Raw genomic sequence first — 18,671 nt, forward strand, 5'->3', positions numbered from 1 at the left:
AAATGTTATAGGTTTCTAATAAAATCTAGGGAAGCGATCGTGTGAAGATATTTCTTACTAAACTATTTCCAGAAAAAGAAGGGTTCCCTCCATATATTTACTTAGCCAATATGTGTATTCCCCTTTATTTTCTATTTCAGGAGCAAGGAGGGAAACTTTTTATTGGGCTGTTTTTGATGCTCCTCTTTGTCATCATCTACAGGCAAGTATTCTGGAGTAAGAAATACACCCTTATGTTGATTGCTGTTGAATTGATAATTACGCTGTTTTTTTCTTTCTTTTATCATCCAATGTATATCTATATCGTTTTCGTGTTTGTCAATCAAATGGTGCGCTTGCCACTAAAATGGATGTATATGTTGTGTGGGAGTTTTCTCGCCTTTTGTTTGTATCTTATCTATAAAACGGTCTTCCCTGATCAATTCTATCTTGTGCTTAGTTTTATGCCGCCAGTTTTTGGTGGTGGGATATTGCCGTTTATTATGAAAGTCTCCCTTAAGTATAAAGAATTGAATGAGGATCTGAAACGAACCGCAGAGGAGCTAAGAATAAGAAGCGAAGAAAAGGAACAGCTGGAAGAAAGTAAAAAACGAATGCTTGCGGATCTTTCTCATGACTTGAAAACCCCGATGACGACCATTCAAGGCTATTCAAAAGTTTTATATGAAGGATTGGTAGAAGAGGAAGAACAACAAAAACGCTACCTCAAATATATTCATGACAAGTCCATAAGGGTAACCACCTTGATTGATGAACTATTCATCTTTTCTAAATTGGATAATCCAGATTTGCAAATCCTTGTAGAAGAAAAAGATGTGGGTGAATTTTTACGTGAAGTGATTGTTGAATATTATGATAGGTTCGCCGAAAAGGAAATGGAGCTCCACATTGATATTCCAGCACCTAAGATTCTGTATGCATTTGATGCTAGGCTGCTTTATCGAGCGATTTCAAACCTTTTAGAAAACTGTATTAAATATAATCCAAAGAAAACAGCTGTGTTTATTACCCTGAAAAAGTCTGATGATATCATCACAATCGAAATTGGCGATGACGGCGTCGGCATCAGTGAGGACCTTGCCCGGACGCTATTTGATCCTTTTGTTCGAGGAGATAAAAGTAGAAAAAATGATGGAGGGTCAGGGTTAGGGTTAGCGATTACCAAAAAAGTCGTCGAAAAGCATCGGGGCCGGGTGTATGTGGATACAAACCCTGAGCGTGGAAAGACCAATTTTATTATAGAACTGCCGATTTAAAGGGATAGCACTTAATGTGTTATCTCTTTTTTTGCATTCTTAATGTTAACATACGGTTTTCTTAAGATTAATTTAAGACTCACTTTGTAGGATAAAAGTATAAAGAAGAGCAGGATAAAAGGAGTTGTGAACATGAATCAGAATGTGATTGAACTAAATGGGATTGTAAAAAGCTACGGGAATGTCAAAGCAGTGGATGGGATTTCGTTGCAAGTTAAAAAAGGAGAGGTACTGGGAATCATCGGGGCAAATGGTGCGGGAAAATCAACCACGTTAGAAATCATGATGGGGCTACGGAAACCAGATGCTGGAAGTGTCAAAGTTCTTGGAAAAGACCTTTCCGTGTCAGGAGATGAAATTAAACAACAGATCGGGATTCAGCTTCAACAAACAGCCCTTTACGACCGGATTAAAGTCAAAGAGGCTTTAAAGTTGTTTAGTTCTTATTATGAGAAAAATAGAGACCTGAGCGAAATTATCGCTACACTTGGGCTCAAGCCTTATTTAAACAAATATGTTAAAAACCTCTCAGGAGGATGGCAACAGCGCACATCGCTTGCGCTTGCCTTGGTGAATGATCCCGAGATTATCTTTCTAGATGAGCCAACAACTGGGTTGGATCCGCAAGCAAGACTTGAGCTCTGGGCATGCATTAATCAGTATCGCGGGGAAGGAAAAACCATCATTCTCTCTACTCACTATATGGATGAAGCACAAAGATATTGTGACAGAATTGCGATTATTAAAAAAGGCAAACTCGTGGCCTGTGACGCACCGAATCGTCTGGTTGAGTCTTTAGTAAATACCCAAGGAACAATGGAAGATGTGTATCTACAGCATGCTGTAGAAATGTAAAGGAGGAAATTATTATGCAAACAATCTTATCACATACAAAAATGGAGTTAACCTTATTCTTTCGCGAGACATTGGCATTATTATTTACCTTTATCGTACCGGCAGTTAGCTTTGTCGTCTTTGGACTTATGTTTAAATCTAATTCCTATGATGGGTTAGATTATTTCCAAGCTTATATTCCTAGTATGATTGGAATCATTATTTTTACGACGGCGTTTTTCTCGATGGGGCTTCAAGTGGTCATCGACAGGGAAAAGGGAGTGTATAAGCGATTAAGCGGCACCCCGCTCAATCAACGGGCAATCTTTACCGCAACAATCATTAAAGGGTTTTTCGCGATTTATGTAGGAGCGATTGAGATTTTGCTTATCGCAAAGTTTGGATTTGGATCTGAATTAACAGTCCATCCTTTCGAGTTCTTTGTCGCCTTAACTTTTTGCTCGATTACGTTCTTTTCAATTGGTTTTATTGTCTCTAGCTTGGCAAAACGAATGCAGACGGCACTTGGGATTGCGCTAATTGCGATGTACCCGATGATGTTTTTATCTGGTGCAACCCTTCCGTTAGAGGCATTACCTGAGGTGCTACAAAAAATGTCTGTCTTCGTGCCTTTAACTTATGTTGTAAATGTGTTAAGGGATGGATGGAATGGAACACTCTTTACATCAGGCGCTTTGGTTGACCTGGGAGTTTTACTTGGAATCTTAATTGTTTCAACCTTGATTGGGACTAAGTTTTTCCGGTGGAATGATCGATAAGCGCTTAGGAGGAAATGGTATGAAAAAGAAGAAATGGAACCTCTTATATATGACACCCGCAACGGCACCTATCTTTCTAGTAGGTTTTATCACCAATAGCATCACTGTAACTCTTGCAGGATTCCTGTTGCTAGCCCTCTTTGTCATTGGAGGGCTAGTACAACTAGAATAAATGTCGGATTACTCAAAGATAGGAAAAATAACATAAGTTAATAGTAGCAATGAAAGGTTTATCCTATATGAGAACGAATTGTCTAATAGTCTATTGAGTCTCCCCTATTTGTTGACTGGGTCGGTGTATAAGAGAACTATTTTGGTTCTAATGTTCTTATAGTATTTTCTTTAGAGGAACAAAGGTATTAATACATCTTGAAGTAATGCATCAGTGAACGGAACTAAAATGGCAGGTTTTGAAAAAGCGCAATGGTTATCATTAATGCCGATAAAGAACCCGCAGAAAGTAAGGTGATCATTTTTCGCCAATTTATCTCGTTTGAAGGTTTTACAGCTTCACGGGAAACCGCAATCCATAACACAATAGAAACGATGGCTACGATGGCAAAAACATCTTCAGACATATTGAAATCCCCCCTTGATTTTTGTTTGAATTTTAACATGGATTATTCCGTTAAATATAACTTATGTACGAATTAGAAAAATAAAAGTTTCACTATTAGTAATTCTCCCCCGTTAGCGTGAGTACATATTTTCATAAACTTTAATTCATCTTAACCTATATATCCAAAATATTTTGTATATAAAATTGATGGTAAATATGTAGGGGTGTATTTTACTATACAAATTTTATGTGTATTTTCAACACAAAGGGCTTTAAATCAATAAAAAAGAGTGTCAATTTCATATGAAAATGGCACTCTTTTTTATTGTATGTGATAGGCAATGGAACCCGGTAGGATAACCTCCTTTTGTAATCCCTTGTTTTCTAAAACGAAACCTATTCTAGTTTCAGAACGTAATATAGAAATTAAACCGATGGAGCTGAAAAGGATGGAGACTAGGGATCAATTATTAATAGAACTAAAACAGATTGAGAAATGGGAAAAGGACCAAAAGGGATTATGGTTTTGGGAACGTCTTGGGAGGCTTCCTTTTAAAATGCTAGATAAGCTTACGCCAAAATTCATCCAAGATAAAATTGGAACACTGTTAGACGAGTTGGGAAGTTATCTTCAAACAGGTGGACAGTACTTGTCCAATGAAAAAACAGTTTTCAATTTTATCGAAAAAAAGACAGGGCAAAAAATTCACCAGTTAGCTGATATTCAGGATGTTCCTGTTTCGGTGATGAAGCAGGCGGCGCTTGAACTTGGGGAACAACGGAAAAAGGTTGCGACCGTTCAGGGAGCGAGTACAGGAATTGGTGGCATTTTCACCCTCGCTATCGATATCCCAGCAGTGCTTGGAATTTCTTTAAAAACGCTCCAAGAAATTGCCATGATTCATGGCTATGATCCAAATGAAAAGGCAGAGAGGGTGTTTATTATTAAATGCCTGCAATTCTCTTCAGCGGATGTGGTCGGAAAACAAGCAATCATCAATGAACTTTCTGAATATGGAAATAGTGATAAACAAACACGAGAAGTTATTTCTCAGCTGCAAGGATGGCGTGAAGTCACGGTAACCTTTACAGAACAATTTGGTTGGAAGAAACTATTTCAGATGATTCCCGTTGCCGGCATTCTCTTTGGGGCCTTTGCCAACCGTTCGATGATTAGCGACTTAGCGGAAGTTGGGACCATGCTGTATCAGAAGCGGAGGATTATTGAAAGACTTGGGGAAGACGAGAGGGGCAACTTATAAGCGCGTTGGATTATTGGTGCCTTATCTAGTAGGGGTTTAAACAAGATTGGGCATCAATACAGCCTATTGGAGGCTAATCTATTGTCGTTTCAACCAAGAAAGGTCGTTAATAGAGCGTGTAGAAGACCTATCTATTGTCGTTTCAAACTAGAGAGGGTGTTAATACAGTCTATTGGAACCAGATTTATTGTTGTTTTCATCCAGATAGGTCATCAACAATAGTCTATTGGAGTTCTATTACCTGATGGATTAAACACATTAATTCTCACTCACACCATATGGGTGTCCCTTCCGTTTCTCGTGTTCAGTGACTAAAGTCAGATTGGATAGGTATGATGTTAACTGAGAATGCCCATAGTCAGGAAACATGAGTGGGTATGGGAACAGAGGAGCCGTGTCAATGCCCATAGTCAGGCAACATGAGTGAGTATGGGAACAGAGGAGCCTTGTCAGTGCTCATAGTCAGGTAACATGAGTGAGTATGGGAACAGAGAAGCCTTGTCAATGCACATAGTTAGGAAACATCGCCGAGTAAGGGAACAGAGGAGCCTTGTCAATGCCCATAGTCAGGAAACATCGGCGAGTATGGGAACAGAAAAGCCTTGTCAGTGCCCATAGTCAGGCAACATGAGTGAGTAAGGGAATAGAGGCGCCGTGTTAATGCCCATAGTCAGGCAACATGAGTGAGTAAGGGAACAGAGGAGCCTTGTCGATGCCCATAGTTAGGCAACATGAGTGAGTATGGGAACAGAGGAGCCTTGTCAATGCCCATAGTCAGGAAACATCGGCGAGTATGGGAACAGAGAAGCCTTGTCAGTGCCCATAGTCAGGCAACATGAGTGAGTAAGGGAACAGAGGAGCCGTGTTAATGCCCATAGTTAGGAAACATCGGCGAGTATGGGAACAGAGAAGCCCCGTCAGTGCTCATAGTCCTTAATCACGAGTGAGTATGGGCACTGAGCATCCTCTAAACAATCAATTCTTTCTATTTTCCCCGCCGTTACCACTATTGCCACCATAACTCAAAAATAAATAGAGGAAATCACCCAGAAAAAGAGAATAAAAGTGTAAGCGCTTTCTAACTGCATTGTTATTACTTCTAAACCTATTTTAGGAGGTAGATTGATTAGTGACAAGGAATCATGAAGCTCAAGTTTTTGATGCTGTTGTGGTTGGGGCAGGTTTTTCAGGTTTGTATATGCTTCACCGTCTGCGGGAGTTGGGTTACTCAGTTCGTGTTTATGAGGCGGGGGAGGATGTCGGTGGGACATGGTATTGGAACCGTTATCCTGGTGCTCGCTGTGACATCGAAAGTATCTACTATAATTATACGTTCTCAGAAGAGTTGCGAAATGAGTGGACATGGTCATCTCGTTATGCTGAACAACCAGAAATACTTCGTTACATAAACTTTGTCGCGGATAAGTTAGACCTTCGTCGAGACATTCAGTTCAAGACGCGAATCACAAGTGCTACTTTTAATGAAAAGAACAAAAATTGGGACATCCAGACGGGCGAAGGTAACACGATCACAGCAAAATATTTCATCACCGCGTTAGGCTGCCTCTCAGCCTCCAACATGCCAAACTTCAAGGGGATGGATCGTTTTAAAGGCGAGTTGTATCACACCGGAAAGTGGCCGCATGAAAAAGTAGACTTTACAGGAAAGAAAGTCGGAATCATTGGAACAGGTTCAAGTGGAATCCAGGCAATTCCCGTCATTGCCCAGGAAGCAGAACATCTTACCGTTTTTCAACGAACACCTCAGTTTAGTGCCCCAGCAGAAAATCATTCTTACGACCCAGAATTTCTTCAGAAAGTAAAAGAGAATTATCATGAAATCAAACAGCAAATGATTGCCTCCATGCATGGAGTCCCATCGTTTCCACGAGACAAATCGGCGCTGAAAGACTCACCTGAGGAACGCCAGCGTGTGTTCGAGGAGGCTTGGGATAAGGGTGGACTATTCACTCTGATGTACACCTATAATGACATTGGTTTTGTAAAAGAAGCGAATGACACTGTCGCAGAGTTTGTCCGGTCCAAAATCGCCCAGACTGTTGAGAATCCTGAGGTGGCTGAGATGCTATTGCCAACTTACTATTACGGGACAAAGCGGCCGATTATTGACACGAATTATTTTCAAACATATAACCGAAAGAATGTCACATTGGTAGATATCAAGTCAGATCCGATTGACGAATTGACCTCAAAAGGATTACGTACCAAAGAAAGTGAGTATGAATTTGATGCTCTTGTTTTTGCCACTGGATTTGACGCGATTACTGGTCCATTTTTTAAAATGGATATTCGTGGGAAAGACGGCATCTCTCTTAAAGAGAAGTGGGCAGAAGGCGCAGATTTGAAAACATATCTTGGGATCGCAACAGCTGGCTTTCCGAACATGTTCATGATTACCGGTCCTCAGAGTCCATCAGTGTTAAGCAATATGCTGGTTTCGATTGAACAGCATGTAGAATGGATAGCCGATTGTATCGAGTACCTCCGTGAAAATAATCTTGAAACCATTGAGGCAATACCTGAAGCAGAAGTGGCTTGGAGCCAGCAGTGTAAAATCATTGCTGAAATGTCACTTGCCACGAAAACGGACTCCTGGTATATGGGAGCAAATATTGAGGGGAAACCAAGAGGATTTATGGCCTTTCTTGGAGGAGTTGGACTTTACCGTCAGATTTGTGATGACGTAGCCGCCAAGGAGTATGAAGGGTTTTCTGTCACGACATCTTCTAAAATTGTGCCTAAAAAGCGAAATAAAATAAATCTGGAGGGAACAGTTATGACAAAGCTTGATCCACAGGCAAAATATCTATTAGACCAAATGGCGGCAGCAGGCGGTCCAGCGATGGAGACACTTATACCGGAAGAGGCTAGGCTTTCGGCTGATTTTAGCGCCATGGCCGGAATTCCAGAAGAAGTAGGCAAAGTTGAAGACAGAAGAATTCCAGGACCAGGTGGTGAGATTCCTGTTCGGATTTATACTCCAGAAGGTGAAGGGCCTTTTCCAGCTCTAGTCTATTATCATGGAGGAGGCTGGGTCATTGGCAACCTCGATACCGTTGAAGTTCCGTGTCGCCTTTTAACCAATCGTGCCAATTGTGTCGTCATCTCGGTTGATTATCGCCTAGCACCTGAGCATAAATTCCCAGCAGCGGCTGAAGATGCTTATAGTGCTGTTCAATGGGTGGTCGACAATGCCTCTAGTATTGGGGTAGATTCAGCAAGGGTTGCCGTTGGCGGAGATAGCGCTGGGGGTAACTTGGCAGCCGTAGTAGCACTGATGGCGAAAGACAAAGGCGGACCATCTATATCCTATCAAATGTTGATTTATCCAGTAACGAACCATAATTATGACACTCAATCTTATAAGGATAACGCTGAAGGCTATTTTCTAACAAAAAGCACAATGGAATGGTTCTGGAATCATTATCTTCGGAATGAAGAGGACGGTAAAAATCCATATGCTTCACCGCTTTTGGCAGAGGATGTAAGTGGGCTACCACCTGCACTTGTGATTACAGGTGGATTCGATCCACTGCGTGACGAAGGCGAAGCCTACGCTGAAAAATTAAAAGCGGCGGGTGTTGCGGTTGAAGCAACTCGTTACGACGGAATGATTCATGGATTTTTCTGGCTTCCAGGGATGTTGCTACAAGGCGATAAAGCCATTCATCAGGCAGCAAACGCTTTAAGGGAAGCTTTTAGTTCGGTGGAAACAGCTTAGAGGAATTGGGGAAATAGATTATAAGTAGAGGTAAGTCCCGCACTTCATTAAGAAATGGGGGACAGCCTCTTTTTACATAGGTAGATGGTTCGAAAATAAAGATAACTCCCTCAACCTTGTGACAGCCTTTTCTAGTACCTCTTCGTTCTGAGTCAGCGCAATTCGCACGTAGCCTTCGCCCTCACGACCGAATGCACTTCCTGGGGTCACCACAATTCCAGCTTCATCAATTAGTAGATAAGCAAATTGAGTGGAGGTATAAGGCTTTGGTACCTTTGCCCAGACAAACATCGATGCCTTCGGTGAAGCTACTTTCCAGCCTAAATCATTTAACCCGCCCACGAATACATCTCTTCGTTGTTTATAGATGCGGCGTAACTGCTCGCTAAATTGAGAAGAATGATTTAAAGCTGCCACTGCTGCTTTTTGTATTGGTAAAAATACGCCATAGTCGAGGTTGGATTTTAAGCGATTCAACCCATTAATCATTTGAGCATTGCCAACAAGATAGCCAATTCTGCAGCCGGCCATGTTAAAGCTTTTCGACAGGGAATTAAATTCAGCACCTACTTCTTTTGCTCCTTCTACTGATAAAAAACTCATTGGCTTTTCTTCATAATAAAGCTCCGAATAGGCAAAATCATGAAGGACGACAATTTGATTTTCTTTTGCAAACTGAACGATATCCTCAAAAAATGCTTTTGTAGCCAAAGCTGGAACTGGATTTCCAGGGAAATTCAGAATCATGAGCTTGGCTTTCTCTCTAATTTCGTTAGGAATTTTACTTAAATCTGGCAAGTAGTAATTTTCTTCCCTTAACGGCATTGGATACGGGGTGGCACCGGCCAAAGCAATCCCTGCATCATAAGCTGTATACCCAGGATCTGGTACAAGAATTATGTCCCCGGGATTGGTGAACACCATCGGTAAATGAACGAGCCCATCCTGAGAGCCCATCACCGTTAACACCTCATCATCAGCATGAAGCCGAACATCGAATTGTCGAAGATAATAGTCTGTGATAGCTTGGTGAAGCTCCATGGTGCCGGTCAACGAGTATCCATATTGAGAAGGATCTTGCACATTTTTCTGTAGTTCCTCGATCACAAAATCAGGAGGCGGTAAATCAGGGCTGCCAATACTAAGGTCAATTAGATTCTTTCCTTCTTGAATTTTGCGTTTTTTATAATCTGCTAGTTCACTAAAGATGGAAGTTTGAAAAGCATTCATTTTAGCTGACAAGGTAATATTCAAAACGAAACCGCTCCCTATATTAAATAATCAGAATTATGTATATACTAATTTTATCACATATCCTTGTGTCTGACCCCCGGGATTGGAATGTGTTTTCTTACTGCGGGATAGGAAAACGAGGTGGATTCCTAGACATTCGTCTTCTGTTCGTTTTACGATAATGGGAGAGAGAGTTGGAAAGGGTGAAGATAAATGAAAGTACTCATTGTTGGCGCAAATGGCCAAATTGGAAAACATCTAGTTTCATTCATTCAAAACCATGATGATTTGGAAGCAAGGGCAATGATTCGTAACCAGGAGCAAGCTTTCTTTTTTGAAAATCTAGGTGCTGAAACAGTCGTGGTGGACCTGGAACAAGACATCGAACCGATTGCGAAAGCAGCTGAAGGAGTCGATGCGATTGTCTTTACAGCAGGGTCTGGAGGACATACGGGGAAAGATAAAACGATTATGGTTGACTTGGACGGTGCTGTGAAAACGATTGAAGCAGCGAAGCAGGCTGGCGTGAAGCGGTTTATTATGATTAGTTCATTCGACACAAGACGTGAAGCCATCCAGGCAGCGCCTCCGAGCTTTGCTCCCTATGTTGCAGCAAAGCATTATGCGGACGAGTGGTTAAAATCCACAGAATTGGATTATACGATTATCCATCCTGGAGCCCTTACAAATGAGAAGGGTACGGGTCAAGTTGAGGTAGCCTTTGAAGTGGGAAGAAATGAAATTCCTCGTGAAGATGTCGCAAGTGTCATTGTTGCATGCTTAGAAAATGAGAAAACAATTAGCAAGGAATTTCAGGTTGTGACTGGTACAAAGGGGATCAAGGATGCAATTGATTCACTTTAGGATTGTATGACGAACCTCAATTTAATTGAAACACTCCCAATTGTTGAAAATCAACGCTTGGGAGTGTTTTTAGTTTTTAACGAAAAACTTGAGAATAGAAAGGGAGTAATATTAGTTTTTATCGACATCCACATATGGTGTTCGGGGTTTTTTTAGGGTCGAAAAATGGTCATTTTTAATATATGAAATGATTCTATTCCTTTTTGTTATATATGTTAACTTTTGGTACTTCTTACAAAAGACTGGTTATCAAGTTTTATCAGAGTATAATAAAAAAAGTTGATTGCTCGACACAAACATAAAGGGGGAAGATAGATGTTTAAGAAGATTAAAGAATTATTAACTATCAACAAAACCCTAGCAGAAAGAGAATCCTACCTTGCTGAACTTGAAAGTAAAGTGAAAGATAGAGAGCAATTATTTGAGAAAACCGTAACGGAAGCTAGACAATCTGTACTAGAAGAATCTTCGCAAATCATAGCTAAGGCTAAAGAGGAAGCAAATAATTATATAAAGAACGCAGAAAATGAGAATGCAGAGCTCGCATTAAAAATAGCAAAGCTTGGCCAAGAGGCGGAGGAAGCAGAAGCTCTTTTGGACAAGAAGCAAAAAGAATGGAAAAGAATTGAGAATGGTGCTAAAAAGCTAAAAGCGGAAACGGGTGGAATTAAAAGACTGATTGAAAACTTTCCAGTAGCTGTTGATTTTAAAATAGTAGAGTCAGAATTAGCAGAATTAGAAGCAGCTCTTGGTGACGGGATCTATGGAACAATTGTAAAACTCAATCTTCATCATAATGATTCCAAAGCTCTAAGAAAAGAAATGACAGCGAATAATCGAGATATTAAAAAATTAGTAGAGAGCTATGAAGCTAGATATACAACGAAAGCAAACAAGACCATCTACCAGTTAATGGTTATCGGACTTCAAGCAGAGCTACAAAACATCTTATATACATTGAGCTACACAAATTTAGATAAGGCCATTTCTAGTGCCAAAACTCTTACTCAAAAATACTTAACGATTTGCGGAAATGGAAATGCAAATATCTTACCAACCGTTACTCGATTCATTCAAGAGTTAGAGCCGTTATTTGAAAATGCAATTCAAATTGAATACAAGTATTATATTCAAAAAGAAAAAGAGAAAGAAGAGCAACGCCAAATCCGTGAACAAATGCGTCAAGAAGCGGAGGAACAACGCTTGCTTGAACAAGAGAGAAAGAAGATAGAAAAAGAAGAAGAAAAGTATCTTAATGAAATTGAGAAAAACAAAGAGCTTCTTAGTAAGGAAAGTGATGCAGAGAAAATCGCTCTACTGGAGGCAAGATTAAAGGAATTAAATGAAATGGTCGAAAACCTAGAAGAGAAAAAAGATGAGATCGTAAAACGTGCAAACGGTAAGGCAGGTTATGTTTACGTCATCTCCAATCTTGGTTCGTTTGGTGAAAGTATGTTTAAAGTCGGAATGACGCGCAGGTTAAATCCATTGGATCGGATTGATGAATTGGGTGATGCCTCTGTTCCGTTTAAATTTGATATTCATGCGATGATTTTTAGTGAAAATGCAGTTGGCTTAGAGCAAAAGATGCATGAAATCCTAAATGAGCAACGTGTAAATAAAATCAACCAAAGAAAAGAATTTTTCTATGCCGATGTAGATATTCTTGAAACCCTCGTACAAGACATTGAACCAACGGCAGAGTTTACGCGCACGATGAAGGCAGAGGAATATCGTCAGAGCTTAAGTGTAAAAGAAGAAAAACAATTGGTCGCAGTTTAATCACTCGACCCCTTTTTAGCCTTTTCAGGAGCAGTTACTCTTGGGGAGGCTTTTTTTAGTGGAATTATTGAAAATTGATGGGACTATGCTTGAAGGATAAAATGAAGGAGGAACGAAAGATTTTATAGGTAAACAGATTGCTAGGTGAAGGCAGAATAAAAAGGAGATACATATGTTCAATCAAAAAAGAATACGAGATTACGGAGTCAAAATCGGAGTATTAGAACCAGGAATACATAATGCGATTACCGATGTGGAAGGAGTTACCGTGGGTCATGTGACCCTGAGCGAAAAAGACAAACAAACAGGAGTCACAGCCATTCTACCGCATCAAGGAAATATATTTAAAGAAAAATTGATAGCGTCTAGCCATGTTATTAATGGATTTGGGAAAACGATGGGGACCATCCAAATGGCAGAGTTAGGTACATTAGAAACTCCAATTCTTTTAACAAATACTCTGAATGTAGGTATTGCGGCAGATACATTGATTGATTACATGTTAGACCAGAATCCTGAAATTGGCCGAACAACAGGGACCGTTAATCCTGTTGTTGCGGAATGCAATGATATGTTTTTGAATGATGTCAGAGCAAAGCATGTAAAGTCGGAAGATTTCATTCAAGCTTTGGAAAATACCTCTGTAGAGTTTGAAGAAGGAAGTGTTGGGGCAGGTACTGGAATGCTTTGTTATTCCTTAAAAGGAGGAATTGGCAGTGCCTCACGAATGATGGAGATGTCACATGGCAAGTACACGATTGGTGTTTTAGTCTTATCCAATTTTGGCATCTTAAGTGACCTTGTCATAAACGGGAGGAAAATCGGACAAGAGTTAAAGGAATCAATACTAGAATCATATAAAGAAGAAGATAAAGGGTCGATTATCGTGATTGTGGCGACTGATTTACCTGTAACAGAAAGACAACTTAATCGAATCATCAAACGATCAATCACAGGGTTATCAAGAACAGGTTCGATTATCACGAACGGTAGTGGCGAGATTGTGATTGGATTTTCGACAGCACAAAAGATTCCGCATGAAAAACCTGAACACTGTTTAACGCTGAGCATTATTCATGAAGAAGAGATAGACTTGGCATTTAGAGCAGTCGGGGAAGCGACTGAAGAGGCGGTGTTAAATTCATTGGTTACGGCCGAGTCGGTCGTCGGGCGCGATGGGAATACAAGGCCGGCTTTTAAAGATTTAATAGAAAACTTTAACATATCACTATTATAAAAAAACTTGTGATAATCCTTTCTTGTTCCAGAAGACTGCGTTGAGTTAAGGTCAAGATAAAAATTGAGGATAAGGCAGTCAAACAAGTACAGGTTCTTCCTTGCGTCACAAAAAATAGGCTAGAAGTATTCTGACTTCCCACAGCTAATGGTTTATAATTTATTTGAGTAATCTAAAATTTTGTGCCATTAGGGGCGATGAAGATGAGTAAAAACATATTAGTAGCTATCCTGTGTTTAGCGTTAGTTGGTGTCATGTATTTTGGAGTATTCCGTCCTACAAAGTCTGCTAATACAACAGCTATTTTAACGATTCCATCTACATCCCTTGAAGAAAGCATTTGTGAAAACGTGACTGCACAATTTGGCGATTGTAAAAAAATTCTTTTGTTTGATAACCACTCAAAGTTGGTTTTTGCACAAAGTAGTTCAGGAATTGTCCCTGTGCTGACAAACAGTGAGTTTACGGAAATGAAAAAGTTTATCTCTCCAATGATGGATTTCCAAGAGTTCCGTGAGGAGAAAGTGGAGAGAGGACATTTAGATTGGCGCGTGAATAATCATGTTCAAAAGGATTTTTCTCTCATTTACGGTTTTGCCGAAGACGATGTGAAGACAATCGTAATTAACAGTGAAGGCAATGTTCAGCCGAACAGATTTTATGTACATGATAACTTGTGGGTTTGGTATGCGGTTATCCCTAAAGATAAAGTGGAATTGCCAGTAGAGGTAATGGCTTATGATGATAACGGGCAAAAGATTAACGGAGGAGAATAAGACTTTATAAACGAATTGCAATTTAAGAAAGAACAGCGAAAAGATAGCTTGGACGCAGAGAACAAGGTTCCTGATTCCAAGCTATTTCTGGTTTGTTTTTATTAGCTTAAGATATCTTCAATCTTTTGAATGACTTCTTGTGATAATTCAATATCAACCGCTTTTACATTTTCTTCGATCTGACTAGGCTTACTTGCGCCGACTAAGGTACTTGCAATATTTGGCTGTCTTAAGATCCACGCCAATGCCAGACCAGATAACGGTACGTCTAATTCCTTGGCGATTCCTTCCAACTGTTGGACTTTGTTTAGGATATCTTCTTGCAAAAATCCTTGGATGAATTGGTTAATCGACTGGTTTGCGGCACGGCTGTTTTCTGGAATTTTATTTCCTTTGTATTTACCAGTTAAAACACCTTGTGCCAGTGGAGAGAAAACAACTTGACCAACACCGTATTTTTCACTAACTGGAATCACTTCTTTTTCAATATAACGGTGGAACATGTTGTATTGTGGTTGGTTAACGACGATTCGGTCTAAAAGATATTTATCGGCAACACGCATCGCTTCCTCGATTTGGGCGGCAGTCCATTCACTCACACCGGCATATAAAATTTTCCCTTGTCGTACCAAATCGTCAATTGTCCTTAGTGTTTCTTCAACAGGTGTTTCCGGGTCGTAGCGGTGGCAATAGAAGATATCGACATAATCTAAATCCATGCGCTTTAAGCTAGCTTCAACCTGCTCTCTTACATGCTTTCTCGAAAGTCCACGATCATTTGGTCCCTCACCCATTGGCCAAAAAGCTTTTGTCGTAATCACGTAAGACTCACGATTATAAGATTTCAGCGCTTTTGCCATCACACGCTCTGCTTCCCCACGTCCATACATGTTGGCAGAATCAAAAAAGTTAATACCCAATTCATAGGCTTTATGTATAATTTCCTCGGCAGTATGGTCTCCTACAGATTCCCCGTAAGTTAACCAGCTACCTAAGCTAACCTCGCTTACCTTAAGTCCGCTTCTACCTAAATTTCTGTATTTCATCGTTTCATCTCCAATCGTTTAAATGTTTTACAGCTTTACTTTCTTCATTTAAAAAAAGCTGATTTTTTCAAAAGGTGTCTCTAAAATGAGTATATGCCTTCTATTGTTTGGATTCAATTTCTGAGGTTATCTAGCAAGGATTAGGGAAAATAGTATGGTTCTTTATTATAGGTGATCGTTTTGAGTTGGGTAATTTCAACTACTTCATTGATTAACAACACTATGTGCTAAATTCAAATACCAAGACTTGAGCGCTCGTCCGCTTTACTTATTTATTGTCTTAATTGTACTCGATCTATGATGTTTAGGAATTAATACATAAAGAAGTTTTTTTATGTTTGCATTGTAAAATCATGGATGTGTAGCGAAAAATAAACTTCGATCAAGTGTGGGTTTTAAACGAACGATAATTCGGTTTGTTAAGTTTATTGTTCGTTAAAAATAAAATAAAACCTTGAAACAAGTCGGATTATAAGATATTATAACCAAAAAGGCAAACAATGAGAGGTGTTCAAGTTGTGTGTTATCCAAAGAAAGTGATGTTACTTGGTTCAGGTGAACTTGGCAAAGAGGTAATCCTCGAGGCTCAGCGTCTTGGAATTGAGACGATTGCGGTTGACCGTTATGAGCATGCTCCGGCTATGCAAGTCGCGCATCGTTCATATGTCGTGGACATGCTTGATGGAGATGAACTGCGTAAAATCATAGAAAAAGAGAAACCAGATTTTGTGGTTCCTGAAATTGAGGCCATTGCAACGGAAACCTTACTTGAACTTGAGAACGAAGGTTTTCATATCGTTCCAACAGCAAAAGCGGTAAACCTGACAATGGACAGAGAAGGCATCCGTCGTTTGGCCAGCGAAGAACTGGGTCTGCCAACTGCAAAGTATGCTTTTGCTAATAATCTTGAGGAATTAAAAGAGGCTGTAAGGGAAATTGGTGTACCTTGTGTAATCAAACCAATCATGAGCTCTTCGGGAAAAGGACAAAGTGTTTGTCGTTCCCTTGCTGTGGTTGAACAGTCTTGGAATCAAGCCATTACGGGTAGCAGAGCCAATAAAAACCGTGTAATTGTAGAAGAGTTCGTTCATTTTGATTCTGAAATTACCTTATTAACGGTCCGTTCAAGTTCTGGAACTTCCTTCTGTGCTCCAATTGGGCATGTGCAAAAAGATGGAGATTATATTGAATCCTGGCAACCGCACGAGATGTCTGAGGAACAACTCCTTGAGGCGCAGACTGTTGCAAAAACAATCACCGATGCACTGGGCGGTTATGGATTGTTTGGAGTCGAGCTATTTCTTTCTGCTTCAGGTGTTTATTTTAGTGAAGTATCACCGCGCCCACATGATACGGGAATGGTGACGATGGCAACACAAGATTTGTCTGAGTTTGCGTTACATATTAGAGCGATATTAGGCTATCCGGTTCCACAAGTTCAGCTTTTGAAATCTGGTGCTAGTCATACGATTAAAGCGACTGAGGAAAGCAAGGATTTCGAAGTGACTGGAATTTCGGAAAGTTTATCTGTCCAGAATACCCAGATTCGAGTGTTCGGAAAACCGGAAACAAAAATCGGTCGACGAATGGCGGTCGTATTAAGCAATGGAGATTCAGTTACAGAAGCAAGGCAAAAAGCGGAACTAGCGGCTTCTAAAGTTGGGATTAAGTATGAGAACACGTTTAGGAAAACAAACAACTAGACAAAGAAGAAAGAGGGATGGAAGGATGCAGACAAAAAATCGATGGTTAATCGCTCTATCAGCAGTTGGGATTCATCTTTCAATTGGCTCCGTTTATGCTTGGAGTGTGTTTACTAAACCTCTTCAACAACAGATGGGCTGGGGGTTGAAGGAAATTTCCTTTACCTTTAGCTTGGCTATTCTTTTTCTTGGTTTATCAGCAGCGTTTCTAGGTCATTTTGTCGAGAAATTTGGGCCGCGAGCAGCGGGAACCTTAAGTGCACTGTTTTTTGGTACAGGAGTTGCTGGGGCAGGGGTAGCAATTCAGATGGAATCCTTGCTATTACTCTATGTTTTTTATGGGATGATTGCTGGAATAGGGTTAGGCGTCGGCTATATCACGCCTGTTTCAACGTTGGTCAAGTGGTTCCCTGATAGGAGAGGACTGGCAACAGGACTTGCAATTATGGGATTTGGCTTTGCTTCCATGATCGCGAGCCCGATTATGAATTATTTAATAGAAACATATGGAATTTCCAGTACTTTCTATATTCTTGGTGCTTCTTATTTCGTTATTATCTTTTGTTCTGCTCAGTACCTTGCACCTCCGAAAGAAGGATGGGTACCGAAAGGCATGCTGGAAGCAGGTAAAACCACAAATAAGCGGAAGTTGAAAGAAGACTTACGTCAGTTAACGGCCAATGAAGCAGTTAGGACGAGACAGTTTTGGGCTTTATGGGTGATGTTATTTATCAATATTACGTGTGGAATTGCCATTCTTGCGGTTGCCTCACCGATGGCACAAGAACTAGTCGGAATGTCCGCAGCTGGGGCAGCGACAATGGTCGGAATCATGGGCTTATTTAATGGAGGAGGAAGAATTGCTTGGGCAACCATTTCTGATTACATCGGTAGACCCAATGTTTATACATTGTTTTTCATTTTTCAAGTTGTCGCCTTTTTCTTCCTTCCAAACCTTACTGTTGGACTGTTATTCTCAGTTACGGTTTACTTGATCATGACCTGTTACGGAGGGGGATTTTCTTCAATCCCTGCTTATATCGGTGATTTGTTTGGAACAAAGCAACTTGGAGCCATTCATGGATATATTTTGACCGCTTGGGCTGCGGCCGGTTTAGCTGGTCCTATCTTCGTATCCTGGGTAAGGGAAACAACCGGAAGCTACCAAGGGACCTTGGTCATTTTTTCGGGAATTTTCATTATAGCACTAGCAGTATCACTCCTGATTCGTCTAGATATTAAGAGATTAAGAGAGGACAATTCGAAGAAACTCATTCAAAATGCTGGGTAGGGGATCCTTTAGGGCCCATTACGGGAGAGGAACGTATTTTATCTTGTTACAATGGGATGTACATGATCAAACAAAAAGGCTGCTGCGGCAGCCTTTTTGTTGTTTGCATCATCAAGACCATGGTTAAGTAGGGGGGAGTTATATTTTTTTGAAAAAGATGGACTTCTCTTATGTTAATTATCCGAAAAGGACAGAAACAAAAGTGGTTATAACGCTTGCTTTTGCCCTTTTATGTAGAAAAAATGCGTTCCTGGACGTTTAGGAACGCATCGAAAAGGTCGTACTATCGTTCGATGTTTAATATCTT

15 protein-coding genes are annotated in these 18,671 nt (G+C 40.3%); 12 read left to right on the forward strand and 3 right to left on the reverse strand.

Annotation, left to right across the window (positions count from 1 at the left end):
* Positions 1-41 precede the first annotated feature (41 nt).
* The 4 genes from H0185_RS24500 to H0185_RS15455 all read left to right on the forward strand — a co-directional run bounded on the left by H0185_RS24500 (position 42) and on the right by H0185_RS15455 (position 3,041).
* Positions 42-1,256, forward strand: coding sequence for a sensor histidine kinase (locus H0185_RS24500; protein WP_343223156.1), 1,215 nt, complete (start codon positions 42-44; stop codon positions 1,254-1,256).
* 132 nt (positions 1,257-1,388) lie between these two features.
* Positions 1,389-2,111, forward strand: a complete 723-nt coding sequence (locus H0185_RS15445) for an ABC transporter ATP-binding protein (RefSeq protein ID WP_221874411.1) — start codon at positions 1,389-1,391, stop codon at positions 2,109-2,111.
* A gap of 14 nt (positions 2,112-2,125) precedes the next feature.
* Positions 2,126-2,869, forward strand: a complete 744-nt coding sequence (locus tag H0185_RS15450) for an ABC transporter permease (protein WP_221874412.1) — start codon at positions 2,126-2,128, stop codon at positions 2,867-2,869.
* Positions 2,870-2,888: 19 nt separating this feature from the next.
* A complete protein-coding gene (locus tag H0185_RS15455) occupies positions 2,889-3,041 on the forward strand; it encodes a hypothetical protein (RefSeq protein WP_221874413.1) in 153 nt (50 codons plus the stop codon).
* Positions 3,042-3,264: 223 nt separating this feature from the next.
* Here the strand turns inward: H0185_RS15455 and H0185_RS15460 are convergent, their stop codons facing one another.
* A complete protein-coding gene (locus H0185_RS15460; protein ID WP_221874414.1) occupies positions 3,265-3,447 on the reverse strand; it encodes a hypothetical protein in 183 nt (60 codons plus the stop codon).
* Between the two features lie 430 nt (positions 3,448-3,877).
* On the opposite strand from H0185_RS15460, the gene H0185_RS15465 reads away from it, so the two are divergent.
* Both H0185_RS15465 and H0185_RS24505 read left to right on the forward strand, forming a co-directional pair.
* A complete protein-coding gene (locus H0185_RS15465; RefSeq protein ID WP_221874415.1) occupies positions 3,878-4,690 on the forward strand; it encodes an EcsC family protein in 813 nt (270 codons plus the stop codon).
* A 1,129-nt stretch (positions 4,691-5,819) separates the two neighbouring features.
* Positions 5,820-8,432, forward strand: coding sequence for a flavin-containing monooxygenase (locus H0185_RS24505; protein WP_343223157.1), 2,613 nt, complete (start codon positions 5,820-5,822; stop codon positions 8,430-8,432).
* A gap of 72 nt (positions 8,433-8,504) precedes the next feature.
* Here the strand turns inward: H0185_RS24505 and H0185_RS15480 are convergent, their stop codons facing one another.
* Entirely contained in the window at positions 8,505-9,686 is a 1,182-nt protein-coding gene (locus H0185_RS15480; protein WP_221874416.1) for an LL-diaminopimelate aminotransferase, read from the reverse strand.
* A 192-nt stretch (positions 9,687-9,878) separates the two neighbouring features.
* On the opposite strand from H0185_RS15480, the gene H0185_RS15485 reads away from it, so the two are divergent.
* The 4 genes from H0185_RS15485 (at position 9,879) to H0185_RS15500 (ending at position 14,324) form a co-directional block, all read left to right on the forward strand.
* Positions 9,879-10,529 (forward strand): SDR family oxidoreductase, encoded by a 651-nt coding sequence (locus tag H0185_RS15485; protein WP_221874417.1) that lies wholly within the window; start codon positions 9,879-9,881, stop codon positions 10,527-10,529.
* A gap of 315 nt (positions 10,530-10,844) precedes the next feature.
* On the forward strand, positions 10,845-12,311 hold the full coding sequence (locus H0185_RS15490) for a GIY-YIG nuclease family protein (RefSeq protein ID WP_221874418.1): 1,467 nt from the start codon (positions 10,845-10,847) through the stop codon (positions 12,309-12,311).
* Between the two features lie 172 nt (positions 12,312-12,483).
* Entirely contained in the window at positions 12,484-13,548 is a 1,065-nt protein-coding gene (locus H0185_RS15495; protein WP_221874419.1) for a DmpA family aminopeptidase, read from the forward strand.
* A gap of 203 nt (positions 13,549-13,751) precedes the next feature.
* Positions 13,752-14,324, forward strand: coding sequence for a hypothetical protein (locus tag H0185_RS15500; protein ID WP_221874420.1), 573 nt, complete (start codon positions 13,752-13,754; stop codon positions 14,322-14,324).
* A 101-nt stretch (positions 14,325-14,425) separates the two neighbouring features.
* Here the strand turns inward: H0185_RS15500 and H0185_RS15505 are convergent, their stop codons facing one another.
* Positions 14,426-15,370, reverse strand: a complete 945-nt coding sequence (locus H0185_RS15505) for an aldo/keto reductase family protein (RefSeq protein ID WP_221874421.1) — start codon at positions 15,368-15,370, stop codon at positions 14,426-14,428.
* A 500-nt stretch (positions 15,371-15,870) separates the two neighbouring features.
* On the opposite strand from H0185_RS15505, the gene purT reads away from it, so the two are divergent.
* Both purT and H0185_RS15515 read left to right on the forward strand, forming a co-directional pair.
* Positions 15,871-17,073: a formate-dependent phosphoribosylglycinamide formyltransferase gene (gene purT / locus H0185_RS15510; RefSeq protein ID WP_221874422.1), complete on the forward strand. Its 1,203-nt coding sequence runs from the start codon at positions 15,871-15,873 to the stop codon at positions 17,071-17,073.
* 25 nt (positions 17,074-17,098) lie between these two features.
* Complete coding sequence (locus H0185_RS15515) at positions 17,099-18,364, forward strand: L-lactate MFS transporter (protein WP_221874423.1); 1,266 nt, start codon at positions 17,099-17,101, stop codon at positions 18,362-18,364.
* Positions 18,365-18,671 lie beyond the last annotated feature (307 nt).

Origin of the sequence: Mesobacillus maritimus (assembly GCF_019749255.1) — a bacterium.
In the GTDB taxonomy this organism is placed as follows: Bacteria; Bacillota; Bacilli; order Bacillales; family Cytobacillaceae; genus Mesobacillus_B; species Mesobacillus_B maritimus_A.

Excerpts from the sequence above, each read along its gene's own strand:
- H0185_RS15445 (WP_221874411.1), top strand. The coding sequence starts at position 1,389 with ATGAATCAGAATGTGATTGAACTAAATGGGATTGTAAAAAGCTACGGG.
- H0185_RS15450 (WP_221874412.1), top strand. The coding sequence starts at position 2,126 with ATGCAAACAATCTTATCACATACAAAAATGGAGTTAACCTTATTCTTT.
- H0185_RS15455 (WP_221874413.1), top strand. The coding sequence starts at position 2,889 with ATGAAAAAGAAGAAATGGAACCTCTTATATATGACACCCGCAACGGCA.
- H0185_RS15460 (WP_221874414.1), bottom strand. The coding sequence starts at position 3,447 with ATGTCTGAAGATGTTTTTGCCATCGTAGCCATCGTTTCTATTGTGTTA.
- H0185_RS15465 (WP_221874415.1), top strand. The coding sequence starts at position 3,878 with ATGGAGACTAGGGATCAATTATTAATAGAACTAAAACAGATTGAGAAA.
- H0185_RS15485 (WP_221874417.1), top strand. The coding sequence starts at position 9,879 with ATGAAAGTACTCATTGTTGGCGCAAATGGCCAAATTGGAAAACATCTA.
- H0185_RS15490 (WP_221874418.1), top strand. The coding sequence starts at position 10,845 with ATGTTTAAGAAGATTAAAGAATTATTAACTATCAACAAAACCCTAGCA.
- H0185_RS15495 (WP_221874419.1), top strand. The coding sequence starts at position 12,484 with ATGTTCAATCAAAAAAGAATACGAGATTACGGAGTCAAAATCGGAGTA.
- H0185_RS15500 (WP_221874420.1), top strand. The coding sequence starts at position 13,752 with ATGAGTAAAAACATATTAGTAGCTATCCTGTGTTTAGCGTTAGTTGGT.
- H0185_RS15505 (WP_221874421.1), bottom strand. The coding sequence starts at position 15,370 with ATGAAATACAGAAATTTAGGTAGAAGCGGACTTAAGGTAAGCGAGGTT.
- purT (WP_221874422.1), top strand. The coding sequence starts at position 15,871 with ATGAGAGGTGTTCAAGTTGTGTGTTATCCAAAGAAAGTGATGTTACTT.
- H0185_RS15515 (WP_221874423.1), top strand. The coding sequence starts at position 17,099 with ATGCAGACAAAAAATCGATGGTTAATCGCTCTATCAGCAGTTGGGATT.